The 12,890-nt window shown below is 56.6% G+C and carries 11 protein-coding genes; 7 read left to right on the top strand and 4 right to left on the bottom strand.

Annotation, left to right across the window (positions count from 1 at the left end; all coding sequences use genetic code 11):
• Positions 1 to 61: 61 nt before the first annotated feature.
• Positions 62 to 1,495 (top strand): serine endoprotease DegP, encoded by a 1,434-nt coding sequence (degP, locus tag K5R89_RS03765; protein WP_023292042.1) that lies wholly within the window; start codon positions 62 to 64, stop codon positions 1,493 to 1,495.
• Between the two features lie 166 nt (positions 1,496 to 1,661).
• Complete coding sequence (gene cdaR / locus K5R89_RS03760) at positions 1,662 to 2,819, top strand: DNA-binding transcriptional regulator CdaR (protein WP_023292043.1); 1,158 nt, start codon at positions 1,662 to 1,664, stop codon at positions 2,817 to 2,819.
• Between the two features lie 119 nt (positions 2,820 to 2,938).
• Here cdaR and K5R89_RS03755 read toward each other — a convergent pair whose 3' ends face one another.
• The 4 genes from K5R89_RS03755 to map all read right to left on the bottom strand — a co-directional run bounded on the left by K5R89_RS03755 (position 2,939) and on the right by map (position 7,803).
• Positions 2,939 to 3,325, bottom strand: coding sequence for a DUF3461 family protein (locus tag K5R89_RS03755; protein ID WP_002889292.1), 387 nt, complete (start codon positions 3,323 to 3,325; stop codon positions 2,939 to 2,941).
• Positions 3,326 to 3,432: 107 nt separating this feature from the next.
• Positions 3,433 to 4,257 carry a 2,3,4,5-tetrahydropyridine-2,6-dicarboxylate N-succinyltransferase gene (gene dapD / locus K5R89_RS03750; protein ID WP_002889295.1) on the bottom strand — a complete coding sequence of 275 codons (825 nt, stop codon included), beginning with the start codon at positions 4,255 to 4,257 and terminating at the stop codon, positions 3,433 to 3,435.
• Between the two features lie 30 nt (positions 4,258 to 4,287).
• A complete protein-coding gene (gene glnD, locus K5R89_RS03745) occupies positions 4,288 to 6,951 on the bottom strand; it encodes a bifunctional uridylyltransferase/uridylyl-removing protein GlnD (protein WP_023292044.1) in 2,664 nt (887 codons plus the stop codon).
• 57 nt (positions 6,952 to 7,008) lie between these two features.
• The gene (gene map / locus K5R89_RS03740; protein WP_004204446.1) at positions 7,009 to 7,803 is read right to left on the bottom strand and encodes a type I methionyl aminopeptidase; all 795 of its coding nucleotides are present in this window, start codon (positions 7,801 to 7,803) and stop codon (positions 7,009 to 7,011) included.
• A gap of 323 nt (positions 7,804 to 8,126) precedes the next feature.
• On the opposite strand from map, the gene rpsB reads away from it, so the two are divergent.
• The 5 genes from rpsB to ispC all read left to right on the top strand — a co-directional run bounded on the left by rpsB (position 8,127) and on the right by ispC (position 12,835).
• Positions 8,127 to 8,852, top strand: coding sequence for a 30S ribosomal protein S2 (rpsB, locus tag K5R89_RS03735; RefSeq protein WP_004204447.1), 726 nt, complete (start codon positions 8,127 to 8,129; stop codon positions 8,850 to 8,852).
• A gap of 119 nt (positions 8,853 to 8,971) precedes the next feature.
• A complete protein-coding gene (gene tsf, locus K5R89_RS03730) occupies positions 8,972 to 9,823 on the top strand; it encodes a translation elongation factor Ts (protein ID WP_004151930.1) in 852 nt (283 codons plus the stop codon).
• Between the two features lie 147 nt (positions 9,824 to 9,970).
• Positions 9,971 to 10,696, top strand: a complete 726-nt coding sequence (pyrH, locus tag K5R89_RS03725; protein ID WP_002889306.1) for a UMP kinase — start codon at positions 9,971 to 9,973, stop codon at positions 10,694 to 10,696.
• Positions 10,697 to 10,846: 150 nt separating this feature from the next.
• Positions 10,847 to 11,404: a ribosome recycling factor gene (frr, locus tag K5R89_RS03720; protein WP_002889308.1), complete on the top strand. Its 558-nt coding sequence runs from the start codon at positions 10,847 to 10,849 to the stop codon at positions 11,402 to 11,404.
• Positions 11,405 to 11,632: 228 nt separating this feature from the next.
• On the top strand, positions 11,633 to 12,835 hold the full coding sequence (ispC, locus tag K5R89_RS03715; RefSeq protein ID WP_044521082.1) for a 1-deoxy-D-xylulose-5-phosphate reductoisomerase: 1,203 nt from the start codon (positions 11,633 to 11,635) through the stop codon (positions 12,833 to 12,835).
• The last annotated feature ends 55 nt before the right edge of the window (positions 12,836 to 12,890 follow it).

Raw genomic sequence — 12,890 nt, 5'->3', positions numbered from 1 at the left:
AAATGACTCTGATAGTCACGTACACAGCAACTTTCGTTTTCTGATATTGAGATTGAAACTGATGAAAAAAACCACGTTAGCAATGAGTGCACTGGCTCTGAGTTTAGGTCTGGCATTGTCCCCGCTCTCTGCGAGCGCGGCGGAAACGGCATCTTCGGCCACTAACGCGCAGCAGATGCCAAGCCTGGCCCCGATGCTGGAGAAAGTGATGCCGTCGGTGGTGAGCATTAACGTTGAAGGTAGCACCACCGTTAATACCCCACGGATGCCGCGTAACTTCCAGCAGTTCTTTGGCGATAACTCGCCGTTCTGCCAGGATGGTTCTCCATTCCAGAGTTCGCCGTTTTGCCAGGGCGGCGGACAGGGCGGTCAGCCTGACGGCGGCCAGCAGCAGAAATTCATGGCGCTGGGCTCCGGCGTGATTATTGATGCGGCCAAAGGGTATGTGGTGACCAACAACCACGTCGTGGACAACGCCACCACGATTAAGGTCCAGCTGAGCGATGGTCGTAAGTTTGATGCCAAAGTCGTGGGTAAAGACCCGCGCTCTGATATCGCGCTGATTCAGATTCAGGATCCGAAAAACCTGACGGCAATTAAGCTTGCCGACTCTGACGCGCTGCGCGTCGGCGACTACACCGTGGCTATCGGTAACCCGTTCGGTCTGGGCGAAACCGTGACCTCCGGGATTGTTTCCGCGCTGGGTCGTAGCGGCCTGAACGTGGAAAACTACGAAAACTTTATCCAGACCGATGCGGCGATTAACCGCGGGAACTCCGGCGGCGCGCTGGTGAATCTCAACGGCGAGCTGATCGGCATCAACACCGCCATTCTGGCGCCGGACGGCGGCAACATCGGTATCGGTTTTGCTATCCCGAGCAACATGGTGAAAAACCTGACCGAACAGATGGTGAAATATGGCCAGGTGAAACGCGGCGAGCTCGGCATCATGGGCACCGAACTGAACTCTGAGCTGGCGAAAGCGATGAAAGTCGACGCCCAGCGCGGCGCCTTCGTCAGCCAGGTGATGCCGGGGTCGGCGGCCGCGAAAGCGGGCATTAAAGCCGGCGACGTGATCACCTCCCTCAACGGGAAGGCGATCAGCAGCTTCGCCGCGCTGCGTGCTCAGGTCGGCACCATGCCTATCGGCAGCAAGGTTGAGCTTGGCCTGCTGCGCGATGGCAAACCGGTGACCGTCACCGTCGAACTGCAGCAGAGCAACCAGACCCAGGTTGACTCCAGCACCATCTTCAACGGGATTGAAGGGGCGGAAATGAGCAACAAGGGTCAGGACAAAGGCGTGGTGGTCAATAATGTGAAAGCCGGCACCCCGGCGGCGCAGATTGGCCTCAAGAAAGGCGACATCATTGTCGGGGCCAACCAGCAGCCGGTGAAAAACATCGCCGATCTGCGGAAAATCTTCGACGCCAAACCGTCCGTGCTGGCGCTGAACATTCAGCGCGGCGACGCCTCTATCTACCTGCTGCTGCAGTAATCGTCAGCGCTTGATCCCAGCCCCTTCCCTCGCCGAGGGCAGGGGCTTTTTTTCGTTCTGTGACCGCTTCCACAACTCCACATATCTCATCCGGGCTTCGGGCATATGCACAATGCAGCAGGGCGACGACTCTTTTATGCTGGTGCCCTGCAAAGGGGAGGATTACATGGCTGGCTGGCATCTCGATACCAAAATGGCGCAGGATATTGTGGCGCGGACGATGCGCATCATCGATACCAACATCAACGTGATGGATGCCCGCGGGCGGATTATCGGCAGCGGCGATCGGGAAAGGATTGGTGAATTGCACGAAGGCGCGCTGCTGGTGCTTTCCCAGGGGCGGGTGGTGGATATCGACGACGCGGTGGCTCGCCATCTGCACGGGGTGCGCCAGGGCATTAACCTGCCGCTGCGCCTGGAGGGGGAGATCGTCGGGGTGATCGGCCTGACCGGCGAGCCGGAGTCGCTGCGAAAATATGGCGAGCTGGTGTGCATGACGGCAGAGATGATGCTGGAGCAGTCGCGACTGATGCATCTCCTGGCGCAGGACAGCCGTCTGCGCGAAGAGCTGGTGATGAACCTGATTCAGGCGGAAGAGCATACCCCGGCGCTGAACGAATGGGCTCAGCGATTAGGCATCGACCTGAATCAGCCGCGCGTGGTGGCGATGATTGAGGTGGACAGCGGCCAGCTCGGCGTAGACAGCGCGATGGCGGAATTACAGCAACTGCAGAACGCGCTGACCACGCCCGATCGCCATAATCTCGTGGCCATTGTCTCGCTCACGGAAATGGTGGTGCTGAAACCGGCGCTGAACAGCTTTGGCCGCTGGGACGCCGACGATCACGTCCGGCGCGTCGAGCAGCTTATCGCCAGGATGAAAGAGAATGGCCAGCTCCGTTTCCGCGTGGCGTTGGGCAACTTCTTCACCGGCCCCGGGAGTATCGCCCGCTCTTACCGTACCGCTCGCACGACGATGATGGTGGGCAAGCAGCGGATGCCGGAGAGCCGCTGCTATTTCTATCAGGATCTGATGCTGCCGGTGCTGCTTGACAGCCTGCGCGGCGGCTGGCAGGCCAATGAGCTGGCTCGTCCGCTGGCGCGTCTCAAGGCGATGGATAACAACGGACTGCTGCGGCGAACGCTGCAGGCGTGGTTTCGCCATAACGTGCAGCCGCTGGCGACGTCGAAGGCGCTGTTTATTCATCGTAATACGCTGGAGTACCGGTTGAATCGTATCTCGGAGCTGACGGGGCTGGATCTTGGCAGCTTTGACGACCGGCTGCTGCTGTATATCGCGCTGCAGCTGGATGAACAACGCTAAGGCGTGGAGGTAAAAAAATGCCGGGTAGCGACTCGCCATACCCGGCCTGGACGATGCATGCTGTCGGTAGCGGTTTGATACCGCCAGCCCGGTCAGGCGACGCGCCGCCGGGGATGCGCTTACTTACGGGTGAGCTTTTCCAGATCGGCTTCGATTTCGCTGATCTTATTGGTGACCACGCTTTCCAGATGGCGTAAATCGTCGAGGATTTTACGCTTGAGATCGATTTCAGTGCGATCGCGCTGGCAGATCTGATCCAGCTCATCGATGACGTAGCGCAGATTGGGGCTGATCTCCTGGACCTCTTTGTAGCCCTGGCCGACGCCGTCGGCGACGACGGTTTTGCGCTGACGCGGATATTTGAACTTCACGCTCTTGGCGAAGAATTCGCCTTTGTCTTTCTGAAAATAGATTTTCAGAATGTCGTTGTTAGCTTCCTGCCGCAGGCTATAGCGATCGATCTCATCAGGGTTGGTAATGCCAAGACTTTTCAGATTATCGTACATAACGGTACCTTTGATAGCATCATAACCATTGAATAATTAACGAAAAAATCCATTCTCGCCAGCATCAAATATCAAAAAAGCGGGATATCTCCCGCTTTTTATTTGCTTTAGTCGATGGTGCGCAGCAGTTCGTTAATGCCGACCTTGCCGCGAGTTTTAGCATCGACTTTCTTCACGATCACTGCGCAGTACAGACTGTATTTACCATCTTTCGACGGCAGGTTGCCTGACACCACTACCGAGCCAGCCGGCACGCGACCGTAGAAGACTTCGCCGGTTTCGCGATCGTAGATTTTGGTGCTCTGACCCAGGTAAACGCCCATGGAGATCACGGAGCCTTCTTCGACAATCACCCCTTCAACTACTTCAGAGCGCGCGCCGATGAAGCAGTTATCTTCGATGATGGTCGGGTTCGCCTGCAGCGGCTCCAGTACGCCACCGATGCCGACGCCGCCGGACAGGTGAACGTTTTTACCGATCTGCGCGCAGGAGCCGACGGTGGCCCAGGTGTCAACCATGGTGCCTTCGTCAACGTAGGCGCCGATGTTAACGTAGGACGGCATCAGCACGGTGTTACGGGCGATGAACGCGCCCTGGCGCACCGCTGCCGGCGGCACCACGCGGAAACCTTCTTTCTGGAAACGCGCTTCGTCATAGTCAGCGAATTTCATCGGTACTTTATCGAAGTAGCGGCTTTCCGCACCATCGATAACCTGGTTATCGTTAATACGGAAAGAGAGCAGTACCGCCTTCTTCAGCCACTGATGCGTCACCCACTGACCGTCGATCTTCTCAGCGACGCGCAGCGCGCCGGAATCCAGAAGGGCAATAACCTGGTTAACCGCTTCGCGGGTCACGGTATCCACATTGGCCGGCGTGATGTCGGCGCGACGCTCGAAGGCGGACTCAATAACGTTCTGTAACTGCTGCATTGTTTCTTTCCATTCACTAAAAAAAATACGTCACCCTTTATCGTTTGGATTGAGGGCCGCTGTCAACCGTTGTTGCACTTCTTGTTGCAGCTCATTATTAAGGGCACGCCGGTCGGCGGTAGCGATTATAAATAAATCTTCTACTCGCTCACCAATTGTCGTAATTCGCGCCCCGTGAAGCGAAATTCCGAGGTCGGCGAACACCTGACCGACGCGGGCGAGCAGCCCGGGCTGGTCAAGGGCAATCAGCTCGAGAAACGATTTGCGATCGGTATGGGTCGGCAGGAAATTCACCTCGGTGTCCACCGAAAAATGACGCAGCTTTGCCGCCTGACGACGGGGCGCCGGGGGCTCCCAACTGCGCTGGGTGATGGTCTGTTCCAGACCCTGGCGGATCGCCTCGTGGCGGTCGGCGGACAGCGGACTGCCGTCAGGCTCAAGGACGATAAAGGTATCCATCGCCATGCCGTCGCGGGTGGTGAAGATCTGCGCGTCGTGGACGCTGAGGTTGCGACGGTCCAGTTCGCCACACACCGCGGCGAACAGGTAAGGGCGATCCGGGCTCCAGATAAAAATCTCCGTTCCGCCGCGAGTGGCCTGCGAGCTCAGGAGGATCATCGGCTTATTCAGATCGTGGCGCAGCAGGTTGCGGGCGTGCCAGGCGAGCTGCGTCGGCGTATGTCGCACGAAATAGTTGGCGCGGCAGCGGTTCCAGATTTGATGCAGCGCCTCTTCATTAATATTGTCCATCCGCAGCAGGGCCAGCGCCTGCAGCTGATGGTGACGCACCCGTTCGCGCATGTCCGGGGTGCTTTGCATGCCGCGACGCAGCTGTTTTTCAGTGGCGAAATAGAGTTCGCGCAGCAGGCTCTGCTTCCAGCTGTTCCACAGGGTTTCGTTGGTGGCGCAGATATCGGCGACGGTCAGGCACACCAGATAGCGCAGGCGATTTTCCGTTTGCACCTCCTCGGCGAACTGCTTAATCACCTCTGGATCCTGAATATCGCGCCGCTGGGCGGTGACCGACATCAGCAGGTGGTGACGCACCAGCCAGGCGACCAGCTGCGTTTCACGGGAGTTCAGCCCGTGCAGTTCGGCAAATTTCAGCACATCCTGTGCGCCGAGGATCGAGTGGTCGCCGCCGCGCCCTTTGGCGATGTCGTGGAACAGGGCGGCGATTAAAATCAGCTCCGGGTGCGTTAAGCGCGGCCACAGTTCCACGCACAGCGGGTGGCGGCTACGGGTCTCTTCTTTAGCAAAGCTCTCCAGCTTGAGCATCACGCGGATGGTGTGTTCATCGACGGTGTAGGCGTGAAACAGGTCGAACTGCATCTGGCCGACGATATGGGACCACTGCGGCATATAGGCCCACAGCACGCTGTGACGATGCATCGGCAGCAGTCCGCGACTCACTGCCCCCTGATGGCGCAGCATGCTGAGAAAGAGCGTGCGCGCCTCCGGGATATAGCACAGCGGCTGGGTCAGATGGCGGCGGGCGTGGCGCAGATGGCGCAACGTCGTGGAATAGATGCCGGTGATGGTGCTGTTGCGCACCATGATATAAAACATGCGCAGAATGGCCTGCGGCTCGCGAATAAACAGCGTATCGTCACGCAGATCGATCAGCGTGCCGCGCAGCTGGAAGTCATCATCGATCGGGCGCGGTTTTTCATCCTCGGTCAGGGCGAGGATGGCCTCTTCAAACAGCTGCAGCAGCATCTGGTTCAGCTCGCTCACCCGGCGGGTGACGCGGAAGAAGTCCTTCATCATATGCTCAATCGGCTGGTTGCCGTCGCCTTCATAGCCGAGCCGGCGGGCGACGCTGAGCTGGCGGTCGAAAAGCAGGCGGTTGTCATAGCGAGTGAGTTCGAGATGCAGCGCGAAGCGGATACGCCACAGCTGGTGCAGACACTCGTTGAGCTCATTGCGCTCGGCCTCGGTCAGAAAGCCGAAGCCGACCATCTCATCCATCGAGGTTGCGCCGAAATGGCGGCGAGCCACCCACTGTAGCGTATGGATATCGCGCAGGCCGCCGGGGCTGCTTTTCACGTCCGGCTCGAGGTTATAGCTGGTGCCGTGATAGCGCTGATGACGAACGTTCTGCTCTTCGACTTTCGCGGCGAAGAACTTTTCTGATGGCCAGAAGCCGTCGCTAAAAATATGTTTTTGCAGTTCAAGGAACAGCGCGACGTCGCCGATCAGCAGGCGCGATTCGATTAAGTTGGTGGCGACGGTGAGATCCGAAAGCCCTTCCAGCAGACACTCTTCGAGAGTGCGCACGCTGTGGCCTACCTCCAGTTTGACGTCCCACAGCAGCGTCAGCAGTTCGCCGACCTTTTGCGCCTGGTCGTCCGGCAGCTTTTTGCGGCTGAGGATCAGCAGATCGACGTCAGAGAGCGGATGCAGCTCGCCGCGGCCATAGCCGCCGACGGCCACCAGCGCCAGGTCGCAGACGGATTCAAAGCCGCAGGCGATCCACAACCGCTGCAGCAGCTGGTCGATAAATTCGGTGCGCGCCGCAATGAGCTGCTCCGCGGCGATACCGGCGTCAAACGCCTCGCCCAGCCAGTGCTGAAAGGTATCGATGTGCGCCTTAATTGCAGCACAGTTCAGATCGCCCTGCGGCCAGCTCACCGGATGTTCCGGCGGGATGGGCAGAAGGGGGGAGGCTGTGTCAGGTAATGAGTTGCTCATCGCGTCACCATAAGAAAAAACTATCTAATAAAAAAGCCGGCGGGCGCCGGCTTTTCATCATTCATCGTGCGAGATTATCGCCGGGATGGTGTCATCCTTACGTAGCGTCAGAATTTCGCAGCCGTTGTCTGTCACCACAATAGTATGCTCGTACTGCGCAGACAAGCTCCGGTCTTTGGTTTTCACCGTCCAGCCGTCTTTCATGCTGCGGATCTCTTTTTTACCGGCGTTGACCATCGGCTCGATGGTGAAGGTCATGCCTGGTTTGAGCACGACGTTGGTTTCCGGCGAGTCGTAGTGCAGCACCTGCGGCTCTTCATGGAAGCCGCGGCCGATGCCGTGACCACAGTATTCGCGAACCACGGAGAACCCTTCCGCTTCCACATATTTCTGGATCGCCGCGCCGATGGTGCGCAGGTTGATGCCCGGCTTCACCATCTTCAGCGCCAGGTACAGGCTTTCCTGAGTGATGCGGCACAGGCGCTCGCCGAGAATCGTCGGTTTGCCGACGATAAACATTTTGGAGGTATCGCCATGGAAATCATCTTTAATGACGGTCACGTCGATATTCACGATATCGCCATCTTTCAGCAGCTTGCCGTCGTCAGGGATACCGTGACAGACCACTTCGTTGACCGAAATGCAGACGGATTTCGGATAGCCGTGATAGCCGAGACAGGCGGAAATGGCCTTCTGCTCGTTAACGATATAGTCGTTACAGATACGGTCCAGTTCGCCAGTGCTGACGCCCGGCTTAACCCAGGGTTCGATCATTTCCAGCACTTCAGCGGCCAGGCGACCGGCAACGCGCATTTTTTCAATATCTTCAGATGTCTTAATAGAGATAGCCATGGAGTATGTCCAGCAGTGTCGATATTTTCGACAATAATAGAGTAAGTCCTGTCAATGGTAACAGTCCGGGTAGGCTGGTGCCAAACTGAGAATCATTAACAGCACGTGACGTCAACAAGAGTTGGTGTCTGGATGGATTTTGTGATATAAAGCGCGCCGGACTTCCGTTCCATCTCAGATACACAAGGATGGGACGTAAGCGACATCGCTCACTTTGTGTAATAACACACACGTATCGGCACATATTCCGGGGTGCCCTTCGGGGTCGGTAATATGGGATACGTGGAGGCATAACCCCAATTTAATCTATAGAGGTTTTAAACATGGCAACTGTTTCCATGCGCGACATGCTCAAGGCTGGTGTTCACTTCGGTCACCAGACCCGTTACTGGAACCCGAAAATGAAGCCGTTCATCTTCGGTGCGCGTAACAAAGTTCACATCATCAACCTTGAGAAAACCGTACCGATGTTCAACGACGCTCTGGCTGAACTGAACAAGATCGCTGCTCGTAAAGGTAAAATCCTTTTCGTTGGTACTAAGCGCGCTGCAAGCGAAGCGGTAAAAGACGCTGCTCTGAGCTGCGACCAGTTCTTCGTGAACCATCGCTGGCTGGGCGGTATGCTGACTAACTGGAAAACCGTTCGTCAGTCCATCAAACGTCTGAAAGACCTGGAAACTCAGTCCCAGGACGGTACTTTCGACAAGCTGACCAAAAAAGAAGCGCTGATGCGTACTCGTGAGCTGGACAAGCTGGAAAACAGCCTGGGCGGTATCAAAGACATGGGCGGCCTGCCGGACGCACTGTTCGTTATCGACGCTGACCACGAGCACATCGCTATCAAAGAAGCAAACAACCTGGGCATCCCGGTATTTGCTATCGTTGATACCAACTCTGATCCGGACGGCGTAGACTTCGTTATCCCGGGTAACGACGATGCAATCCGCGCAGTAAGCCTGTACCTGGGCGCTGTTGCTGCTACCGTTCGTGAAGGTCGCTCTCAGGACCTGGCTTCTCAGGCGGAAGAAAGCTTCGTAGAAGCTGAATAATAAGGTTTAAGCCCTTATTAGTACCGTGTATGAATAGGGGCCCATTATCGGCCCCTTTTTTCAATTTACGCTGTTTGGCCGTTGGCCGGGCAGTATCCACATCTCCCGAGGATTTTAGAATGGCTGAAATTACCGCTTCCCTGGTAAAAGAGCTGCGCGAACGTACTGGCGCAGGCATGATGGATTGCAAAAAAGCGCTGACTGAAGCGAATGGCGACATCGAGCTGGCAATCGAAAACATGCGTAAATCCGGCGCGATCAAAGCGGCGAAGAAAGCAGGCAACGTGGCTGCTGACGGCGTGATCAAAACCAAAATCGAAGGCAACTACGGTTACATTCTGGAAGTTAACTGCCAGACTGACTTCGTTGCTAAAGATGGTGGTTTCCAGGCATTTGCTGACAAAGTACTGGACGCCGCTGTTGCGGGTAAAATCTCCGACGTTGAAGTTCTGAAAGCGCAGTTCGAAGAAGAACGTGTTGCCCTGGTTGCTAAAATCGGTGAGAACATCAACATCCGTCGTATCGCTGTTCTGGAAGGCGACGTTCTGGGCAGCTACCAGCACGGTGCGCGCATCGGCGTTCTGGTTGCCGCTAAAGGCGCTGACGAAGAGCTGGTTAAGCAGCTGGCAATGCACGTTGCCGCAAGCAAGCCGGAATTCGTTAAGCCGGAAGACGTGTCTGCTGAAGTGGTAGAGAAAGAGTACCAGGTTCAGCTGGACATCGCGATGCAGTCCGGTAAGCCGAAAGAAATCGCAGAGAAAATGGTTGAAGGCCGCATGAAGAAATTCACCGGCGAAGTTTCTCTGACTGGTCAGCCTTTCGTCATGGAGCCGAGCAAATCTGTTGGTCAGCTGCTGAAAGAGCACAACGCTGACGTGACTGGCTTCATCCGCTTTGAAGTGGGCGAAGGCATCGAGAAAGTTGAGACTGACTTTGCAGCAGAAGTTGCTGCGATGTCCAAGCAGTCTTAATTTTTGCAAGGAGCCGCCTGAGGGCGGCTTCTTTTTGCGCCCATTTTGTAAATTCAGCCAACTGCTTATAGTGACCGCGCTGAAATGCGACATACAATGTCGCCGGAATTCTCACATCTCATTCGTTGACAGTCTCAGGAAAGAAACATGGCTACCAATGCAAAACCCGTCTACAAACGTATTCTGCTGAAATTAAGTGGCGAAGCGCTGCAGGGCTCAGAAGGCTTCGGTATTGATGCAAGCATACTTGACCGCATGGCTCAAGAGATCAAAGAGCTGGTTGAGCTGGGTATTCAGGTTGGCGTAGTAATTGGTGGCGGTAACCTGTTCCGTGGTGCTGGTCTGGCGAAAGCGGGTATGAACCGCGTTGTGGGCGACCACATGGGTATGCTGGCTACGGTTATGAATGGCCTCGCGATGCGCGATGCGCTCCACCGCGCCTATGTGAACGCTCGTTTGATGTCCGCCATTCCGCTGAACGGCGTGTGCGACAACTACAGCTGGGCAGAGGCGATCAGCCTGCTGCGCAACAACCGCGTGGTGATCCTTTCCGCGGGTACCGGCAACCCGTTCTTTACCACCGATTCCGCAGCCTGCCTGCGCGGGATTGAAATTGAAGCCGATGTGGTGCTGAAAGCCACCAAGGTTGACGGCGTATTCACCGCCGATCCGGCCAAAGATCCTTCCGCCACGATGTACGATCAGCTGACCTACAGCGAAGTGCTGGAAAAAGAGCTGAAAGTGATGGATCTGGCGGCCTTCACCCTGGCGCGTGACCATAAATTGCCGATTCGCGTCTTCAACATGAACAAACCTGGCGCGCTGCGTCGCGTGGTGATGGGCGAAAAAGAAGGCACATTGATCACGGAATAATTCCCGTCAGCGCCAAATCCGGGTAAGATTCCGCTTTACTTTCGCGGGGATATTACCCGGTGATTTTCATTAAATCTGACTATACTTAGCTCATTTTCCGACGGGTGCCCCGTCTGGTCTGACTGAGACAAGCTTTCAAGGATTCGTAACGTGATTAGCGATATCAGAAAAGATGCTGAAATCCGCATGGAAAAATGCGTCGAAGCATTCAAAAACCAAATCAGCAAAATTCGCACGGGTCGTGCTTCTCCGAGCCTGCTGGACGGGATTGTTGTTGAATACTACGGTACGCCGACCCCGCTGCGCCAGCTGGCCAGCGTCACCGTCGAAGACTCCCGTACCCTGAAAATCAACGTCTTTGACCGTTCTATGTCCGCGGCTGTTGAAAAAGCGATCATGGCGTCCGACCTCGGTCTGAACCCAAGCTCTGCCGGTAGCGATATTCGGGTTCCGCTGCCGCCGCTGACCGAAGAGCGTCGTAAAGATCTGACCAAGATCGTGCGTGGTGAAGCTGAACAGGCGCGCGTTGCCGTACGTAACGTTCGCCGCGACGCCAACGACAAAGTCAAAGCGCTGCTGAAAGAGAAAGAGATCAGCGAGGATGACGATCGCCGTTCTCAGGACGACGTGCAGAAAATGACTGACGCCGCCATCAAGAAAGTTGACGCGGCGCTGGCAGACAAAGAAGCGGAACTGATGCAGTTCTGATGCTCTGCCCTTACTCGGGCCTGACAGCGTCTGGCCTGAGTAAAATCCGAAACGCCGTACAGAAGACTGTACGCTCAATTCTCGGGATTGCGTTGCGACCGCTGGCCTTGTAGCCTTTAGCGCTAAGTTGAAGGCCTGATGCCGCCGTCTTATCCCTGATAATTGCTGCGTAGGGGCTTGCTGGCGGCGTTTTGCTTTTTATTCTGTTTCCACTCTTCTGGACGTCTCATGAAGCAATTAACCGTTCTCGGTTCGACCGGCTCCATTGGCTGTAGCACGCTGGACGTGGTACGCCATAATCCCGGTCGCTTTTCCGTCGCCGCGCTGGTCGCGGGGAAAAACGTTGACCGTATGGTTGAACAATGCCTTGAATTTACCCCCCGTTACGCCGTGATGGACGATGCGCAAAGCGCTGAGCGGTTGCGCACCCGTCTGCAGGAACATGGCTGCCGTACCGAGGTGCTGAGCGGCCAGCAGGCGGCGGCAGAGGTCGCGGCGCTGGAGGAGGTCGATCAGGTGATGGCGGCTATCGTCGGCGCGGCGGGTCTGGTGCCGACGCTGGCGGCGATCCGCGCCGGAAAAACGGTGTTGTTAGCAAATAAAGAGTCGCTGGTGACCTGCGGTCGCTTGTTCATGGAGGCGGTTCAACGGTCGGGGGCGCGATTGCTGCCGGTCGACAGCGAACATAACGCGATTTTTCAGAGTATGCCGGAGACAATTCAGCAGCATCTGGGATACGCTGACCTGGCGCAGAACGGCGTTTCGTCCATTCTGCTGACCGGCTCGGGCGGGCCTTTCCGCGAGACAGCGGTAGCTGAACTTGCGGCGATGACGCCGGATCAGGCCTGCCGTCATCCCAACTGGTCGATGGGACGCAAGATCTCCGTCGACTCCGCCACGATGATGAACAAAGGTCTGGAATATATTGAAGCGCGCTGGCTGTTTAACGCCTCGGCCCGGCAGATGGAGGTCCTTATCCATCCGCAGTCGGTGATCCACTCGATGGTTCGCTATCAGGACGGCAGCGTGCTGGCGCAGCTTGGGGAACCGGATATGCGCACGCCGATCGCTCATACCATGGGCTGGCCGCAGCGGCTGAACTCCGGGGCTAAGCCGCTGGACTTCTGTCAGCTGAGCAATCTGAGCTTCTCCGCGCCAGACTATACGCGGTATCCGTGCCTGAAGCTGGCGATGGAGGCGTTTGACGTCGGCCAGGCGGCGACCACCACGCTGAATGCGGCCAATGAAGAGTCGGTCGCCGCGTTTCTGCAGGGCGATATCCGCTTTACCGATATTGCGGCGGTTAACCTGGCGGTGCTGGATAAGATGAACCTGCTGGAGCCGCAAAGCATTGATGACGTTCTGGTTATCGACGCTGAGGCCCGCGCGGTTGCTCATCAACAGCTGAAGCGGTTGGTCACCCAGGCGTAACGCGGTGATATTTGTGGGCGCAAAGCTTCAGTGATATAGTCTGCGCCACCCGATC

The organism is Klebsiella sp. TF21-TM (assembly GCF_019753495.1).
Taxonomy (GTDB): Bacteria; Pseudomonadota; Gammaproteobacteria; order Enterobacterales; family Enterobacteriaceae; genus Klebsiella; species Klebsiella quasipneumoniae.
The sequence above is the reverse complement of the archived record's forward strand: the minus strand, read 5'-3'. Positions and strand labels throughout refer to the sequence as shown.